This window comes from Herbidospora galbida, assembly GCF_005233835.1.
Lineage (GTDB): Bacteria > Actinomycetota > Actinomycetes > Streptosporangiales > Streptosporangiaceae > Herbidospora > Herbidospora galbida.
Window position 1 is genome coordinate 160,123 of the sequence record NZ_SZQA01000002.1, and the last position, 14,967, is coordinate 175,089.

The 14,967-nt window shown below is 70.7% G+C and carries 19 protein-coding genes; 9 read left to right on the forward strand and 10 right to left on the reverse strand.

The window, feature by feature from the left end; genetic code table 11:
- Positions 1 to 7: 7 nt before the first annotated feature.
- A complete protein-coding gene (locus tag FDA94_RS03670; protein ID WP_137245609.1) occupies positions 8 to 1,249 on the forward strand; it encodes a MurT ligase domain-containing protein in 1,242 nt (413 codons plus the stop codon).
- A complete protein-coding gene (locus tag FDA94_RS03675; RefSeq protein ID WP_062337965.1) occupies positions 1,239 to 1,946 on the forward strand; it encodes a type 1 glutamine amidotransferase in 708 nt (235 codons plus the stop codon). Before FDA94_RS03670 ends, FDA94_RS03675 begins: the two co-directional genes overlap by 11 nt.
- 433 nt (positions 1,947 to 2,379) lie before the next feature.
- Here the strand turns inward: FDA94_RS03675 and FDA94_RS03680 are convergent, their stop codons facing one another.
- Entirely contained in the window at positions 2,380 to 2,742 is a 363-nt protein-coding gene (locus tag FDA94_RS03680) for a DsrE family protein (RefSeq protein ID WP_137245610.1), read from the reverse strand.
- A gap of 34 nt (positions 2,743 to 2,776) precedes the next feature.
- Between FDA94_RS03680 and FDA94_RS03685 the strand changes: the two genes are divergently transcribed.
- The 5 genes from FDA94_RS03685 (at position 2,777) to FDA94_RS03705 (ending at position 6,779) form a co-directional block, all read left to right on the forward strand.
- Positions 2,777 to 3,259 (forward strand): heme-binding beta-barrel domain-containing protein, encoded by a 483-nt coding sequence (locus FDA94_RS03685; protein WP_137245611.1) that lies wholly within the window; start codon positions 2,777 to 2,779, stop codon positions 3,257 to 3,259.
- A gap of 11 nt (positions 3,260 to 3,270) precedes the next feature.
- Positions 3,271 to 3,561, forward strand: coding sequence for a DUF2470 domain-containing protein (locus tag FDA94_RS03690; RefSeq protein ID WP_137245612.1), 291 nt, complete (start codon positions 3,271 to 3,273; stop codon positions 3,559 to 3,561).
- A gap of 284 nt (positions 3,562 to 3,845) precedes the next feature.
- The gene (locus tag FDA94_RS03695) at positions 3,846 to 4,256 is read left to right on the forward strand and encodes a Fur family transcriptional regulator (RefSeq protein ID WP_137245613.1); all 411 of its coding nucleotides are present in this window, start codon (positions 3,846 to 3,848) and stop codon (positions 4,254 to 4,256) included.
- 20 nt (positions 4,257 to 4,276) lie between these two features.
- The gene (gene ygfZ, locus FDA94_RS03700; RefSeq protein WP_137245614.1) at positions 4,277 to 5,305 is read left to right on the forward strand and encodes a CAF17-like 4Fe-4S cluster assembly/insertion protein YgfZ; all 1,029 of its coding nucleotides are present in this window, start codon (positions 4,277 to 4,279) and stop codon (positions 5,303 to 5,305) included.
- 16 nt (positions 5,306 to 5,321) lie between these two features.
- Positions 5,322 to 6,779 carry a M48 family metallopeptidase gene (locus tag FDA94_RS03705; protein ID WP_137245615.1) on the forward strand — a complete coding sequence of 486 codons (1,458 nt, stop codon included), beginning with the start codon at positions 5,322 to 5,324 and terminating at the stop codon, positions 6,777 to 6,779.
- Between the two features lie 5 nt (positions 6,780 to 6,784).
- On the opposite strand, the gene dtd is transcribed toward FDA94_RS03705, so the two are convergent.
- Positions 6,785 to 7,210, reverse strand: coding sequence for a D-aminoacyl-tRNA deacylase (dtd, locus tag FDA94_RS03710; protein ID WP_137245616.1), 426 nt, complete (start codon positions 7,208 to 7,210; stop codon positions 6,785 to 6,787).
- A gap of 33 nt (positions 7,211 to 7,243) precedes the next feature.
- Between dtd and FDA94_RS03715 the strand changes: the two genes are divergently transcribed.
- Positions 7,244 to 8,152, forward strand: a complete 909-nt coding sequence (locus tag FDA94_RS03715; protein ID WP_137245617.1) for an asparaginase — start codon at positions 7,244 to 7,246, stop codon at positions 8,150 to 8,152.
- On the opposite strand, the gene FDA94_RS03720 is transcribed toward FDA94_RS03715, so the two are convergent.
- On the reverse strand, positions 8,139 to 9,713 hold the full coding sequence (locus FDA94_RS03720; RefSeq protein WP_246059498.1) for a DUF2207 domain-containing protein: 1,575 nt from the start codon (positions 9,711 to 9,713) through the stop codon (positions 8,139 to 8,141). The two genes, FDA94_RS03715 and FDA94_RS03720, sit on opposite strands and share 14 nt — an antisense overlap.
- Positions 9,714 to 9,751: 38 nt before the next feature.
- Between FDA94_RS03720 and FDA94_RS03725 the strand changes: the two genes are divergently transcribed.
- Positions 9,752 to 10,723 carry a magnesium transporter CorA family protein gene (locus FDA94_RS03725; RefSeq protein ID WP_137245618.1) on the forward strand — a complete coding sequence of 324 codons (972 nt, stop codon included), beginning with the start codon at positions 9,752 to 9,754 and terminating at the stop codon, positions 10,721 to 10,723.
- Here FDA94_RS03725 and FDA94_RS03730 read toward each other — a convergent pair whose 3' ends face one another.
- The 7 genes from FDA94_RS03730 to FDA94_RS03760 all read right to left on the reverse strand — a co-directional run bounded on the left by FDA94_RS03730 (position 10,724) and on the right by FDA94_RS03760 (position 14,895).
- A complete protein-coding gene (locus FDA94_RS03730; RefSeq protein WP_137245619.1) occupies positions 10,724 to 11,059 on the reverse strand; it encodes a DUF2516 family protein in 336 nt (111 codons plus the stop codon). It lies immediately after the preceding gene.
- Positions 11,060 to 11,184: 125 nt separating this feature from the next.
- Entirely contained in the window at positions 11,185 to 11,571 is a 387-nt protein-coding gene (locus FDA94_RS03735) for a hypothetical protein (protein WP_137245620.1), read from the reverse strand.
- Positions 11,568 to 12,008 carry a helix-turn-helix domain-containing protein gene (locus FDA94_RS03740; RefSeq protein ID WP_062337940.1) on the reverse strand — a complete coding sequence of 147 codons (441 nt, stop codon included), beginning with the start codon at positions 12,006 to 12,008 and terminating at the stop codon, positions 11,568 to 11,570. Before FDA94_RS03740 ends, FDA94_RS03735 begins: the two co-directional genes overlap by 4 nt.
- Before the next feature lie 60 nt (positions 12,009 to 12,068).
- Positions 12,069 to 12,968, reverse strand: a complete 900-nt coding sequence (locus FDA94_RS03745) for a M56 family metallopeptidase (protein WP_137245621.1) — start codon at positions 12,966 to 12,968, stop codon at positions 12,069 to 12,071.
- Positions 12,965 to 13,321: a BlaI/MecI/CopY family transcriptional regulator gene (locus FDA94_RS03750; RefSeq protein WP_137245622.1), complete on the reverse strand. Its 357-nt coding sequence runs from the start codon at positions 13,319 to 13,321 to the stop codon at positions 12,965 to 12,967. The genes FDA94_RS03745 and FDA94_RS03750 overlap by 4 nt, the downstream gene beginning before the upstream one ends.
- A 57-nt stretch (positions 13,322 to 13,378) precedes the next feature.
- Positions 13,379 to 14,161: an O-methyltransferase gene (locus tag FDA94_RS03755; protein WP_170990768.1), complete on the reverse strand. Its 783-nt coding sequence runs from the start codon at positions 14,159 to 14,161 to the stop codon at positions 13,379 to 13,381.
- On the reverse strand, positions 14,158 to 14,895 hold the full coding sequence (locus FDA94_RS03760; protein ID WP_137245623.1) for an SDR family NAD(P)-dependent oxidoreductase: 738 nt from the start codon (positions 14,893 to 14,895) through the stop codon (positions 14,158 to 14,160). The genes FDA94_RS03755 and FDA94_RS03760 overlap by 4 nt, the downstream gene beginning before the upstream one ends.
- Positions 14,896 to 14,967: the final 72 nt, after the last annotated feature.

Below are 14,967 nucleotides of genomic sequence, written 5' to 3' on the forward strand. Positions count from 1 at the left end.
TCACTGCATGAGTCAGTTGCCGTTGCGCGCCCAGCTCGCCAGCGCGCTCGGACGAACCGCCGCGACGCTCTCCCGGGCGACCGGGCGCGGCGACGGGTCCGTGATCGGCGGGCGGGTGGGCCTGCTGCTGGAGCCCGACCTCCTGCGCAAACTCGCCCACGAGAAGAAGCTCGCACTGGTCAGCGCCACCAACGGCAAGACCACGACGACCCGCCTGATCGCCTCGGCGCTCCAGGAGCTCGGAGAGGTGGCCACCAACGCGTTCGGCGCCAACATGCCCGCCGGTCACGTCTCGGCCCTCTCGTCCAACAAGGCCGCCCCCTACGGCGTGCTGGAGGTCGACGAGAAGTACCTCCCCGAGGTGCTGAGCACCACCGAGGCCGGGGTCGTCACGCTGATGAACCTCAGCCGCGACCAGATGGACCGCGCGGCCGAGATCTGGCTGCTGGCCCAGAAGTGGCGCCGCGCCCTGGCCGGCAAGCCCGCCCACGTGATCGCCAACTGCGACGACCCGCTGGTCACCTGGGGCGCCTCCACGGCCGCCCGGGTGACCTGGGTCGCGGGCGGCCAGCGCTGGCACGAGGACTCGTGGTGCTGCCCCGAGTGCGGCGGCCCGCTCGACCGCGCCGAGGGCATCGTCAACGCCGACTGGGCCTGCCGCGAGTGCACCTTCAGCCGTCCCGAGCCCAACTGGATCCTCGACGGCGAAGACGCGGTCGACCCGCGCGGCGACCGCTGGCGGCTCAACCTCCAGCTCCCCGGCACCGCCAACCGCTCCAACGCCGTCATCGCCCTGGCCACCGCCGCCGCCTTCGGCCTGGAGCCGCAGCGCGCCCTGCCGAGGCTGCGCGAGGTCAAGTCGGTGGCCGGCCGCTACACCACCGTCGAGCGCGACGGCCGCGTGATGAAGCTGCTGCTGGCCAAGAACCCGGCCGGCTGGCTCGAGGCCTTCGACGTCACCCGCCCCGACCGCCCGATCGTGCTGTCGGTCAACGCGCAGGGCCCCGACGGCCGCGACACCTCATGGCTGTGGGACGTCGACTACCGCATCCTCACCGGCCGCCACGTCTACGTGACCGGCGAGCGCCGCCTCGACCTGGCCCTGCGGCTCGACGTCGCCGGAGTCGGCTTCACCCTGGTCGACACCTTCGGCCAGGCGGTGACCGCGCTCCCGCCGGGCGACATCGACGTCATCGCCAACTACACCGCGTTCCAGTCGATCCGGACGGAGTTCGGCCGTGCAGTCTAGTCTCCGCATCGTCTGGATCTACCCCGACCTGCTGTCGACCTACGGCGACCAGGGCAACGTGCTCGTGCTCGAACAGCGCGCCCGCCGCCGGGGCATCCCCGTCGAGGTCGTCCACGTACGCTCCTCCGACCCGGTCCCCGAGCAGGGCGACATCTACCTGATCGGCGGCGGCGAAGACCGCCCCCAGATCCTCGGCGCCGAGCGCCTGCGCCGTGACGGCGGCCTCCACCGGGCCATCCAGCGGGGCGCGTCGCTGCTCGCGGTGTGCGCCGGCTACCAGATCATGGGCTCGGTCTTCGGCGGCGAGGAGGGCCAGCCGGTGCCCGGCATCGGCCTGCTCGACATCAGCTCGGGCCGCGGCGAGCGCCGCTCGGTCGGCGAACTGGCCGCCGAGGTCGACCCGTCGCTGGGCCTGCCGACCCTGACCGGCTTCGAGAACCACATGGGCGTCACCAGGCTGGGCCCGGGGGTCACCCCGCTGTCGCGCACCCTCGTCGGCACCGGCAACGGCGACGGCACCGAGGGCTGCTTCGCCGGCAAGATCATCGGCACGTACCTCCACGGCCCGGCCCTCGCCCGCAACCCGGCCCTGGCCGACCTCCTGCTCCGCTGGGCCGCCGGCCCGCTGCCCGCCATCGACGACAGCTGGTACGAACGCCTCCGCAACGAACGGCTCGGCGCGGTCCTCAAGCCCTGAACAGGCCTAATGGCCTTTGCGTTTTCTTAAGCATTTATTTCTATTGACTTGAATTTGTATGGGTGCGTAATGTCGCCGGTAAGCAACAATCGACATGCGACAGGAGACGTATTCTTGCGAGCTCTCAAAAGAGTGTCGGCATTCATCGGTGGCGTTGCCTTGGTAGCGGCCGTGTCGGCGGCTCCGGCCCAGGCGGGACCCATTCTGGTGGACTACGGGACGATGCAGTATTACTGCGACCTGCGGCCACTCAACGCCAGCGAACTCGAATCGTTGCGTTCGATGCTGAGAAGCTGGCCTCCTTTCAGGGGTTACGCCTCGCTCCCCGACAACCAGCTCCGGGCCCTCTGGGACAATTCCTGCAGGGCGGGAGGGTTCTAGTCGGGGCTCGCGGTGAACCGATCCCGGCGACCGCGATCGGCTGTGCGCCGCGTCAGTAGACCAGCGCCTGAACGCCTTCCTGGGTGATCTCCTCCACGAACGTGGGCGCCCCGGCGATGCGGATTCCGTCGAGCACGTCGTCGACGGTGATGCCTCGCCGGGCCGCGCACTGGGTGCACAGCGTCACCCGGCCGCCGGCCAGCACCGCCGCCAGCAGGTCTTCGAGGGGGGCCGCCTCGGCCAGCTCGAACTCCGCGGCCCGGCCGGGCAGGGCGAACCACGACGATTCGCCGGTCAGCCACAGCGACACCCCGACCCCGCTGACGATCGCCGCCCCGGCGACGTTGAAGGCCTGGTTGCACCGTTCGGGGGCCTCGGCGCCCGCGGTCACTTTGATCACCAGTTGGCGTGCCATGCCCGCAGCCTAAACCCGCACTAGCCTTATCGGCATGGACGTACATCCCGATCTTGAGCCGATCGCGTTCCTGCTGGGCCACTGGGAGGGTGCCGGGGTCATCGGCTACCCGACGATGGAGAGCGCCAACTTCGGCCAGGAGATCATCTTCGAGCACAACGGCAAGCCGTTCCTCAGCTACCGCAGCCGCACCTGGCTGCTCGACCAGCAGGGCCAGAAGGTCCGCCCCCTCGCCAGCGAGTCGGGTTTCTGGCGGGTCCAGCCCGAGCGCCAGATCGAGGTCATGCTGGCCCACCCGACCGGCATCATCGAGATCTACGTGGGCGAGGTCGTCTTCCACAAGATCGAACTGATCACCGACGTCGTGGCCCGCACCGTCACCTCGAAGGACTATTCGGCGGGCAAGCGCCTCTACGGCCTGGTCAACGGCAATCTCATGTACGCCTACGAGATGGCCGCCGTGGGCCACCCGCTGCAGGACCACGCCTCGGCGGAGCTCAAGAAGGTCGCCGACTAGGATCGGGCGCCATGAGCACCCCGCTGACCCCGGACGCGGTCGAGGCGATCAAGAAGCACATGAACGACGACCATGCGGCCGACGCGCTGCTGATCGTGCGGGCCCTCGGCGGCAAGCCTGACGCCACGTCGGCCCGCACGACCGACGTCGACACCGAGGCGATCCACTTCGAGGCCGACGGCGAGCCGGTCACGGTGAAATGGCCCGCGCCCATCGTGGAGCGGGCGCAGGTGCGCAAAGAGGTCGTCGTGCTCTACCGGCAGGCGTGCGAGATCCTGGGCGTGGAAGCACGAGGGCATTGAGAAACCCCGGGCGCGTTCCGCTCGGTTGAGCGGGCCGGCTGGACCAATGGGAGAGGGTCTGCGCCCTGCACCCGCCGGCTGCCCGGGGTTCCGGTGTCTGCCTGGATCTGCGCTCTGACGCGCCGACCCGGAGTCGGTCCGGATCGGGTTGTCCTAGCGGACAGCCACCTCGCTAGCCCAATCATGACTAATCATTATTCGGACCACCTCCTCTCTGCGTGCTTCGTACGCTAGGCGCTCTTCTCCGGGGTGGGCAAGTCAATATCGGGCCGTAGGATCTCGTCATGACCGACACCTGGCACGACGAGCTCCGGGCCCGCGGCTACCGGGTCACTCCGCAGCGCCAGCTCGTCCTCGAGGCGGTCAGCGCGCTCACCCACGCCACTCCCGAGGAGATCTGCGCCAAGGTCCAGGAGACCGCGCGCGGGGTGAACATCTCGACCGTCTACCGCACGCTCGAACTGCTCGAAGAGCTCGGCCTGGTCACCCACACCCATCTCGGGCACGGCGCCCCGACCTACCATCTGGCCGCCGACGCCGACCACGTCCACCTGGTCTGCCGGAGTTGCGGCCAGATCATCGAGGCGCCTCCCGAGCTGGTCGGCGACATGGTGGCCCGGCTCGACCAGGACATGGGCTTCCAGACCGACGTCCACCATCTGACGATCTTCGGGCGGTGCCGCGACTGCCGCTGAGCGGGCATAGCCTGAGGGGTATGCGCAGCCCTTTGCTCGACGTCCCCGGGGCGGTTCCCGGCGCGTCGCCCGACGACACCGTCGCGGCCCACTACGGCGACCCCTACGCCGAACAGCGCGCCCTCGCGGCCGGCCGGGCCGTGGTCGACCGGAGCAACCGTCCCGTGATCACCGTGTCCGGGCCCGACCGGTTGAGCTGGCTCAACAGCCTGAGCTCCCAGAAGCTCGACGACCTGCCCCCCGGCGTCTGGACGCAGACGCTGTTCCTCGACCCGCAGGGGCGGCTCGAACACCACCTCCACCTGCGCGACGACGGCGAGACGACCTGGATCCACGTCGAGCCGGGCACGTCCGAAGAGCTGATCACGTGGCTCGAGAAGATGCGGTTCATGCTCCGCGTCGAGATCACCGACGTGTCGGCCGACTGGGCCGTGGTCTCCGGCGTCCCGGGTGACGACCGGCTGATCCCGCGCTCGGAGCTGGCCGCGCAGGGGCCGCTGGCGGGGCTCTGGGCCTACGAGGCGCTGCGCATCGAGGCGCACATCCCCCGCTACGGCTTCGACACCGACCACAAGACGATCCCCCACGAGCTGGGGCTGATCGAGACGGCCGTGCACCTGAAGAAGGGCTGCTACCGGGGCCAGGAGACGGTCGCCCGCGTCCACAACCTGGGCCACCCGCCCCGCCGTCTGGTCTTCCTGCACCTCGACGGCAGCGTCGACGAGCTGCCGCCCCACGGCACCCCGGTGACGCTGGGCGTGAGCACCCCGCTGGAGGCCGACCCCGAGGCGGCCGTCGAGGGCTCGGCGACCCCGGGCCAGATCGGCTTCGTGGGCTCGTCGGCCCGCCATTACGAACTCGGCCCGATCGCCCTCGCGGTGGTCAAGCGGACCGTCCCGGTCGACATCGACCTGGTGGCCGGCCACGTGGCGGCCACGCAGGAGGTCATCGTTCCGCAGGACGCCGGCCGCAACGTCCAGGTCGACCCGGAACTGCGCCGGCAGGCCGCGATGATGGCCCGTGACCGGAAGCGCCCGAATCTGATGTAGGCACTAGCCTGCTCGCGTGGGACGCGCGCTGGTGTCGATGGTGATGTTGTGCGGCCTGGTGGGCGTGGCTGCCGCGCAGCTCACCGGGTTCGTCGTGCTGTTACGGGCGATACCCCCGGGGAGGGTCGCGCCCGTCGGCTTCGTGACGCTCGTCCTGGTCATGTTCGGCTGGGCCGGCTGCCTGGTCTACGCGCTGGGGCGCGGATCGTGGCGGGCGCTGCGGCAGCGCGACGAGCGGTCGACCGGCCCGGCCCTCGACGCCGATCAGGCTCCGGGGTTGTGGCAGCTGGTGCGGGAGGTGGCCGAGGAGGCAGGCACCCGCCCTCCCCACGAGGTCCGGCTCATGTCGGAGCCCAATGTCCGGTACACCCACGCCTTCCTGCGGGGCCGCCGCGTCCTGTACGTCGGCCTGCCGCTCCTCCAGACGATGACGGTCGGCCAGGCCCGGTTCGGGCTGGCGCATTTCATGGCGCACTTCGCCGCAGGGCACACCCGCTGGGTCGGGTTCGCCATCCGGGCCGACACGGCCATCGTCACCACCGCCGAGGCCCTCCGGCCGACCAACCCGGCCGCGTGGGCGTTCCGCGGGTACAGATGGGTGTACCGGCTGATCGACAACGCCGTCTGCCGCCGCTGGGAGTTCCGCGCCGACGCCGTCGGCGTGCGGGTGGCCGGGTCGGCCGACGCGGTCGGCGCGATGCACGAGATCTGGGCGGTCATTGAAGCGTGGAACTCCTTCTATGACTTCCACCTGCTGCCGGGCTCTGAGGCGGGGCACCTGCCCGATGACTTGTACGGCGGCTTCGCCGAATTCGTGGCCGCGCGCAAGGACGAGCTCGACGCCCTGCGGGCCAAACCGCTCCCGGCCAACCCGTCACGGTGGGACCCGTTTCCGTCGTCGGCCACCCGCGCCGCGCGTTTCCCCGAGTCCCTCGCCGTGTCTGACGGAAGGCCCGCCACGTCGCTGATCCTCGACCTGGCCGCCGCCCAGGCGGCGCTGCGGGCCGTCGAACTGGAGGCCACCCGGGCGGCGTTGCACGCCCTCGGACGGGAGATGGAAGACGACATGGTGCTCGCCTGGCCCGAGTTCACCCACGCGGCCACCACCGCGCAGCTCGAGCGCGAGGCCGACGGCATTCTGCACACCATCGGGCTCACCGGGCCGGGGCTGCCCCAGGTGTTGCAGATGCTGGAGGACGGCGACCTCGACGAGGTCGCCCGGCCGCTGTTCCCGGACGCCGCCCCCGAGGAGCTGCCGGAGCTGTTCCTGACCCCGCTGGAGGTGCTGCTGAACCTGGCCGCCGTCCGCGCGGGCCAGGCCGTCTTCCGGCATTCGTGGAGCGAACCGGCCGAACTGGTCGCCTCCGACGGCAGCCCCCTCGACCTGACCAAGGCGGCCGAACGCGCGATCAGCGACCCGCGTGGGGCCACCGCCGAACTGGCCGAGCTGGGCATCGGGATCTGGCGGGCCTGACCGCGTCAGACGTCGATGACCAGCGTGATCGGGCCGTCGTTGATCAGGGCGACCTTCATGTCGGCGCCGAAGCGGCCGGTCTCCACCCGCGCGCCCAGCCTGCGCAGTTCCTCCTGCACCGCGATCACCAGCGGTTCTGCCACCGGGCCCGGGGCCGCGGCCTGCCACGTGGGGCGGCGGCCCTTCCTGGTGTCGGCGTAGAGGGTGAACTGGCTGATCACCAGGAGCGGTGCCCCGACGTCGGAGCACGACTTCTCGCCGTCGAGGATGCGCAGCCCCCACAACTTCGCGGCCAGTTTCGCGGCCTCGGCCGGGCCGTCGGTGTGGGTCACCCCCACCAGGACCATCAGGCCGGGCTCGTCGATGGCGCCGACCACCGTCCCGTCGACCGTCACCGATGCCTGGCTCACCCTCTGGACCACCGCGCGCATGGCGGGATTCTGCCATGCCCTACAGTCGACGGCATGTCCGAATTGCTGGTCGAGGTGGTCCGCTCCGGGTTCGTGGAGTCGGTCCACCGCGCCCGGGTCGTCGCCGTCGACGCCGAAGGTTCCCCCGTCCTGGTCCACGGCGACGTCCAGGCCCCCTCCTCACCCCGTTCGTCGATGAAGCCGCTGCAGGCGGCCGGCATGCTGCACGCCGGGCTCGACCTCGACGGCGAGCTGCTGGCGCTGGCCTGCGGCAGCCACGCGGGCGAGCCCATCCACGTCGAGGGCGCCCGCCGGATCCTGCGCGAGGCCGGGCTCGACGAGAGCGCTCTGCGGTGCCCCGAGGACTACCCCGACGACCGGACCTCCCTCGACTTCGGCCGCGTCTACATGAACTGCTCCGGCAAGCACTCGGCCATGCTCGCGACCTGCGCGGTCAACGACTGGCCGACCGAGGGCTACCTCGACCCCACCCACCCGCTGCAGAAGTCGATCCGCACCACCGTCGAGGAGCTCACCTCCGAGCGGATCGCCGCCACGGGCGTCGACGGCTGCGGCGCGCCGCTGTTCTACGTGTCGATGGTGGGGGTCGTGCGGGCCTTCCGGCGGATCGTCACCGCTCCCGAAGGCTCCAAGGAGCGCCGGATCGCCGACGCGATGCGCGCCCACCCCGAATACACGAGCGGCACGACCCGGCCCGAGGCGGCCCTGATGCGTGCCGTCCCCGGGCTGATGCTGAAGGCGGGGGCCGAGGCGTTCGACGCGTTCGCGCTGGCCGACGGCCGGGCCGCCGCCGTGAAGATCGTCGACGGCGGCCAGCGGGCCAGGGTCGCGGTCACCGCCCACGCCCTGAAGGCCCTGGGCGAGGACGTCCCCGACGACCTGGTGCCGCCGATCAAGGGCGGCGGCCGGCCCGTGGGCGAGCTCCGGGTCAGAACGATCTGAACTGGCGGGCCGCCGAGATCGCACCCGACGTGGTCATCACGAACGTGCGCATCGAGTCGGCGAACTTCGACAGGTCCCACTCGGCGGGCCCGTGGTACCAGTACAGGTTGTCGCCCTCGGTCGTGATCGACGACACCACGCGGGCCCACCGGTCGACGCTGTCGAAGATCACCGCGTACGGCAGGTAGCGGGAGAACAGCTCGACCCGCTGGCCCTCCGGCAGCCCGTTCACGTCGCCCGAGATGAGGAACTGGCGGAAGCCCAGCGTGTGGGCGAGCGCCGCGGCGCCCTTGGCGGTCTTGGCCGGCATGTGCTGCCCGCCGACCGTCAGGGCCGCACCGGCGATGATCACCGCCAGCCCGACCAGGCCGTAGGTGGTCTGCCAGGCCAGCACGACCGTCCCGGCCAGGCCGAGCACGGTCAGCAGGACGCCGAGGACGGTCCACCGCGACCGCACCGAGTCGGGCCGCCGGGCGAACCAGCCCTGCTTGACGACGTCGCGGTAGAGGGCGTCGCGGACCCGGGCCAGGCCGGCCGAGAAGCCGCCGTGGAGCTGGGACAGCAGGATGTCGTCGCGGAGGTCGAACATGGCGTCGTACAGGGCGCGCTCGTAGGGGAGCAGGGCCTGCACGGGGGCCTTGGGCAGCTTCACCAGGAGCCAGTCGGGGGCGTCGTAGGCGCCGCGCGGCTGTTCGTCGATGCGCAGGTAGCCGCGTACCGCCAGGTCCACGATGGTGGCCGTCACGTCGATCACGTCGGCCTGTTCGTCGATCAGGGTGCCGATCTGGCCGGGGCGCACCCCGTCGGGCGGGGCGAAGCGGCCGTCTTCGATGGGGGCGTACAGCCCCGACTCCGACTCGACCACCCGGGCGTCGCGGCCGCGCGAGCGGTAGAGGCCGTAGAGGCCGCCGAGCAGCAGCACCAGCAGGACGACCAGCGAGCCGCCGGTCCACACGTCGACGGTGAAGGCGGTGGCCAGGTCGAAGCGGCGCTCCAGGATCGGCTGGGCGCCGGTCGACCCGGCGGGGTAGGCGACCACGACCGTGAGCTGCTCGCCCTCGGCGAGGCCGGTCTGCTCGAAGGCGGCGTTCTCGGCCGACTCGTCCATGCTCGCGGCGGTGCAGCCGACCGCCGAGGCGGCCGGTCCGGCGAAGCAGGCGAGGCTCTGGATCTGGCCGGGGCCGCGCACCGACACCGTCACGGCGTCGAGCGGCCCGCCGGCCGCGAACCAGCGCAGTTCCTCGGTGCCGTCGGGCATCGGCGTGACCGCGCCGGTGACGTCGTACCCGACGGTCCCGGCGGCCGGGACGGTCAGCGTGTCGCCGTCGAGGGTTGCGCCCTTGACGTTGGTGATGCGGTAGACCCGGTCGGAGCCGTCGTCATGGCGGGTCCGGGTGGTCACGGTACGGCTCAGCGGCCCGTCGGCCCTCTCGACCACGTGCAGCACCCCGTCGGGACGCAACTGCATGGTCACCTCGCTCGTCCCGGCGGCACGGGCCGGAGCGGCGAACAGGACGATCAACAAGAGGGCCAGCCCTAACGGGCGTGCCAGAGATGTCATGACCCGTCACGATAGTGCCATCGGAGTACGCTGAGCCGATGGCACGTACCAGGCTTTACCGCAAGGGGAAGCTCGAAGCCGAGGGCTTCCCCATCGCCGACGTCTCCGACCACCTGGGCGAGCCCGACGCGGTCGTCTGGTTCGACCTGTGCACGCCGACCCGCGCCGACCTCGACGCGATCAGCGAGGAGCTGGGCCTCCACCCGCTGGCCATCGAAGACGCCCTGCACGCGAGCCAGCGCCCCAAGCTCGACGTCTACGACAGCCACATGTTCCTGAACGTCTACGCCACCCACTTCGACGGCGACACCGGCCGCCTCGAGTCGGTCGAGGCGTCGGCGTTCGTCACCGAACGGGCCCTGGTCACCGTGCGGACCAGCGAGTCGTTCTCGATCGACCAGGTGCAGCGGCGATGGGACTCCGGCGGCGCCCTGGCCGAGCACGGGGTGGCGTTCCTGCTCCACGGCCTGCTCGACTACGTCGTCGACACCCACTTCGAGGTCGTCGAGGCCATGGACGACCAGATCGAGAAGCTGGAGGAGGGACTCTTCCACGAGACCCTGCCGGGCCCCGACGAGCAGCGCCGGACCTTCGAGCTGCGCAAGAGCCTGGTCAACCTGCGGCGGGTGGTCGCCCCGATGCGGGAGGTGGTCAACACCCTGTTCCGCCGCAACGAGATCATCCGCGACAGCACGCTGGCGCCCTACTTCCAGGACGTCTACGACCACGCCGTGCGCGCCGCCGAATGGACCGACTCGCTGCGCGACCTGGTGGGCAACATCCGCGAGGCCCACATGACCATGGCGAACAACAAGATGAACCTGATCATGAAGCGGGTGACCAGCTGGGCGGCGATCATCGCCGTGCCCACCATGATCACCGGCTTCTACGGCCAGAACGTGCCCTATCCGGGCTCAGGCCAGCCATGGGGGTTCTGGACGTCGACGGGCCTGTGGGTGGTCGCCGCCGTCGTCCTCTACACCCAGTTCAAGAAGCGCGATTGGCTCTGATCACCAGGGGCCGTAGGGGCCCTGGTTGCCGCCGCCGCCCTTGTATTCGCTGACGGCCGGCTTCACGTCGGCCAGGTAGATGCCCGACGCGATCACCGAGGCGATGGTGAAGATGTTCAGCATGTTCAGCCCGCCGCCCATGTATCCGGCGGCGGAGGCGAGCGTGAAGATCGTGGCGAGGCCGGTGAAGAGCATCCACAGGTTCTTGTTGAGCTTGCCGGCGGCCTGGAAGGCGCGGGCGGGGGTGCGGATCGCGTGGATCAGGGCCCACACCGACATCCCGAACGCCGCGATGGCGAGGCCCAGGAAGATGAGGTCCAGTACGCCGTAGAGCATCTCGTCACTCCCGCGGGGTCAATGTCGGAATGTCCACCAGCCTAGTGTCTGGTTTCCGTGGTGTGCAGGCCGAGAAAGCCGCGGCCCCGGTGGGGAATCTCCCACCGGGGCCGCGAACTGTGGTGTTACGAGACCTTCGACGCGGTGGACCGGCGGGCGGCCGGGCGCTTCGTCGAGGTGGTGGCCTTGGCGGCGACGGCGGGCTCGGCGGCCTCGGAGACCTCGGTGAGCTCCAGCGCGGCCTCGCCGCTGGCCTGGCTGACGACCTTGCGGCCGCGCTTGGCCATCTCCTCGTAGAGGGCGTTCAGCCGCTCGGCGACGGTGTTGGCGTAGTCTTCGGCCTTGCCCTGCACGCGACCGGCGTAGGCGAAGGCCTCCTCGCGGCGGGCCTGCAGCTGGATGACCCGGTCGGGGAGCTCGCGCAGCTTCTCCACCGCGAAGTCGCCGGCGCCGGTCAGGGCGTAGAACGGCTTGGACTCAGTGATCTTCTTGACCTCGGTGGCGAGGGTCATGGCAGGTTGTACCCTTCTGACGTGGCGTGACCGTTAAGTGAAGCCGCATCCAGGGGCTCGGCCGGTTGCGTCGGCTGGGCCCCTTCGTTCTCCGCGGCCTTGTTCTCCTTGCGGAACGACTCGTATATGTCGACCAGAACCTGGCGCTGCCGTCCGGTGATCGTGACGTCGGCCCGGATGGCGGCCAATACGTCGCTGTCGGGCTCGCGCTCGTCGATCAGACCGGCCTGCACATAGAGCGCCTGGGACGAGATCCGCAGCCCTTTGGCGATCTGGTTGAGGATCTCGGCACTCGGCTTGCGTACTCCCCGCTCGACCTGGCTGAGGTAAGGAAAGGACACCCCGGCCTGGGCCGCGAGCTGACGCAGCGAGATCTTCGCCTGCGTGCGCTGCTCGCGGATGTATTCACCGATCGAGCCGACCTTCGGGAGTTCCATGTCTCCCAGACTGCCAGAGCGTGTATGCATTTGCAAACGCACTGGTTAACGATAGCTAACTCACTGGGGCAAGAACCACAAAAGGGGCGCCGACGTGGTTAGTAGGGCAGCCCCGGCGACGATGCCGTAGCGGTAGCGCCTGCGCATGGCCGGACCAGGCTTGACCAGCCGGTTCACCCGGGCCATCACGTTCTCGGCGCCCATGCCGAGCGCCCCGTGGGGAGTGGCGAACGCGCCGGCCGTGCCGAACCGCAGCAGCGCCGTGGCCAGCCGCTTCGGCGGCACCCGCAGCCTGGCGTGGTCGTCGGCGGCCATCTCGACCAGCAGCGCGACCGACGCGTGGGCGTCGCGCACCACCTTCGACCAGGGCAGCACCCAGCGCAGCGCGGCGAACGGCAGCAGCACCAGATCGTGGCGCTCGCGCGCGTGGGCGTCTTCGTGGGCGAGCACCGCGGCGAGCTCGTCGCGTGAGAGCAGGCTCAGGGTGCCCTCGCTGATCACGACCTGCGACTTCAGCCCGGGTACGCAGTAGGCCGCGGCCCCGGGGTGGTCGACGACCCGTACGCCGGGCACGGCCGGCTCGTCGCGGGCCACCAGTGACAGCAGCAGCCGGTGGCGGCGGCGGGCCTGGGTGGTCTGCGCCATGGCCACCACGACCACGGCCAGCAGCACGGTCAGCAGCGCCAGCCCGGCGGCCAGCGCGCCCACCCGCTGCAGCCCGGCGGGCTCACGCCAGTGGGTGACCAGATAGACCAGCCCGTGGATCACCCCGCGCCCCCACGGTTCGAGGGCGTACGCCAGCAGCGCGCCGACGGAGGCCAGCCCCCAGGTCAGGCCGAGGGCCTGCCACAGGGCGATCGCGGCCCGGGGAGCGCGCCACGTCCAGCGGACGGACGTCATCCGCCACGCGGACACCGCGCAGACGGCGGCGAGCGCGGCGAGCGCGACGGCCGCGATCACTCCTCCTCCAGCTCCGTGAGAGCTTTTCGGAGCACGTCGGCCTCGGTGCCGGACACGGCCTGCGCGAACCTGGTCAGCGCGGCGGAACGGTCTCCGGTCATCTCGAGGGCCTCCAGCATCAGCTCGGCGATGTAGGCGTCACGGCTCGCGGCCGGTTCGTAGCGCCACGCACGGCCGTCGCGGACCCGCGTCAGGAAGCCCTTCCGGGTGAGCCGGTCGAGCACGGTCATGACGGTCGTCGGCGCCAGATCGCGATCGGCGATCAGCCGCCCCACCTCGCGGGCGGTCAACGGACCACCCTCCGCCCACAGAACGTCCATGATGCTGCGCTCAAGCTCGCCAAGACCCTTCACGACATTCAGCCTACCCGGCGTAGTACTACGTCTCGTAGAGGAGGGTGGGGTACAACCTCAGCTTACAAGCGCCGACCAGGGCAGGGACAGCTCGCCGAGGCGCCACCGGGCTGTTCCCCCGTAGGGGGCGGAGGTGTGGAGAGGCCATGAGTCGCTCAGCAGGAGCGCCGCCCGGATCCAGCGCTGCCGCGCCCCGTACGCCCCGAAAGGGGCGGACACGGCCCAGGCGCGGTCCCAGTCGGTGAGGAAGGCGTGCACCCGCTCGCCGGGCACGTTCCGGTGGATGAGCGTCTTGGGCAGCCGTTCGGCCAGGTCCGAGGGCTTGTCGATGCCGCCGAAGCGGGCCGCGAAGGTCAGCGTGCGGGGGCCGGCGGGGTCGAGGCCGACCCAGACCGCCCGGTGGCCGATCTCCGAGCAGGTGCCCTCGACGATCAGCCCGCCGGGCTGCAGCCGGGAGGCCATCAGCTCCCAGTACCGCCAGGCCTCGGCCTCGGGATACTGCCGCAGCACGTTGAAGGCCCGGATCACCAGCGGCGGCCGGCCGGGGATCTCGAAGCCGCCCCGGCGGAAGTCCAGGCCGGGTTTCCGGTACGCCGACGCCGCCGCCACCCGCTCGGGGTCGATCTCGACCCCCACCACCTCCAGGTCGCGCCGGACCATCCGCAGCCGGGCGAACAGCTCCAGGGTGGTGACGGGGGAGGCGCCGTACCCGAGGTCGACCACCAGCGGGTCGGCGGCCGACCGCAGCAGGCCCTCGTGGACGGCGGCCAGCCACCGGTCGGCCCGCCGGAGCCGGTTGTGGCCGGTGGTGCCCCTCGTGATGGCCCCGACCGGTCTCACACGCGGTGCACCTTGTGCTGGGCGGCCTGGGCGCGGGGGCGGATCACCAGGCGGTCGATGTTGACATGGGCCGGACGGGTCACCGCGAACGCGATCACGTCGGCCACGTCGTCGGCGGTCAGGGGGTCGGGGACGCCTTCGTACACCTTCTTGGCCTTGTCGGCGTCGCCCCGGAAGCGGTTGAGCGAGAACTCCTCGGTCTCCACCATCCCGGGCGCGATCTCGATGATCCGGACCGGCTCGCCGACGAGTTCGAGGCGGAGCGTCTCGGTCATGGAGGTCTGGCCGTGCTTGGCCGCGCAGTAACCGCCGCCGCCCTCGTAGGAGACCAGCCCGGCCACCGAGGTCAGCATGACCAGCACGCCGTCGCCGCTGGAGACCAGCTTCGGCAGCAGCGCCTGGGTCATCCGGAGGGCGCCCAGGACGTTGACCTCGTACATCGTGCGCCAGTCGTCGAGCAGGCCGTAGGCGACCGGTTCGAGGCCGACCGCGCCGCCCGCGTTGTTGACCAGCACGTCGACCGTCGGGACGGCGGCGTTGAAGGCGTCGACGGACTCCTGGGAGGTGACGTCGAGGGTCATCGGGACGATTCCCGGGTGCTCGGCGGCCAGTTCGTCGAGCCGTTCGCGGCGGCGGGCGGCCGCCACAACCTGGAACCCCTCTTTCGCCAGCCTGCGGGCCGTCGCGGCACCGATTCCGCTGCTGGCCCCCGTGACCACGGCTGTTTTCGTCATGGTCGCAATCCTAGTGAGAGCGGGAATCTCGGGCTGAGTGTCATGGTTAGTCGTTGTTTGGAGGTGGTTGCG

Coding starts and splice junctions, on each gene's coding strand:
- FDA94_RS03720 (WP_246059498.1), bottom strand. CDS start 9,713: ATGACATCTCTGGCACGCCCGTTAGGGCTGGCCCTCTTGTTGATCGTC.
- FDA94_RS03725 (WP_137245618.1), top strand. CDS start 9,752: ATGGCACGTACCAGGCTTTACCGCAAGGGGAAGCTCGAAGCCGAGGGC.
- FDA94_RS03735 (WP_137245620.1), bottom strand. CDS start 11,571: ATGACCCTCGCCACCGAGGTCAAGAAGATCACTGAGTCCAAGCCGTTC.
- FDA94_RS03690 (WP_137245612.1), top strand. CDS start 3,271: ATGAGCACCCCGCTGACCCCGGACGCGGTCGAGGCGATCAAGAAGCAC.
- FDA94_RS03730 (WP_137245619.1), bottom strand. CDS start 11,059: ATGCTCTACGGCGTACTGGACCTCATCTTCCTGGGCCTCGCCATCGCG.
- FDA94_RS03740 (WP_062337940.1), bottom strand. CDS start 12,008: ATGGAACTCCCGAAGGTCGGCTCGATCGGTGAATACATCCGCGAGCAG.
- FDA94_RS03670 (WP_137245609.1), top strand. CDS start 8: ATGAGTCAGTTGCCGTTGCGCGCCCAGCTCGCCAGCGCGCTCGGACGA.
- dtd (WP_137245616.1), bottom strand. CDS start 7,210: ATGCGCGCGGTGGTCCAGAGGGTGAGCCAGGCATCGGTGACGGTCGAC.
- FDA94_RS03695 (WP_137245613.1), top strand. CDS start 3,846: ATGACCGACACCTGGCACGACGAGCTCCGGGCCCGCGGCTACCGGGTC.
- FDA94_RS03680 (WP_137245610.1), bottom strand. CDS start 2,742: ATGGCACGCCAACTGGTGATCAAAGTGACCGCGGGCGCCGAGGCCCCC.
- FDA94_RS03685 (WP_137245611.1), top strand. CDS start 2,777: ATGGACGTACATCCCGATCTTGAGCCGATCGCGTTCCTGCTGGGCCAC.
- ygfZ (WP_137245614.1), top strand. CDS start 4,277: ATGCGCAGCCCTTTGCTCGACGTCCCCGGGGCGGTTCCCGGCGCGTCG.
- FDA94_RS03760 (WP_137245623.1), bottom strand. CDS start 14,895: ATGACGAAAACAGCCGTGGTCACGGGGGCCAGCAGCGGAATCGGTGCC.
- FDA94_RS03715 (WP_137245617.1), top strand. CDS start 7,244: ATGTCCGAATTGCTGGTCGAGGTGGTCCGCTCCGGGTTCGTGGAGTCG.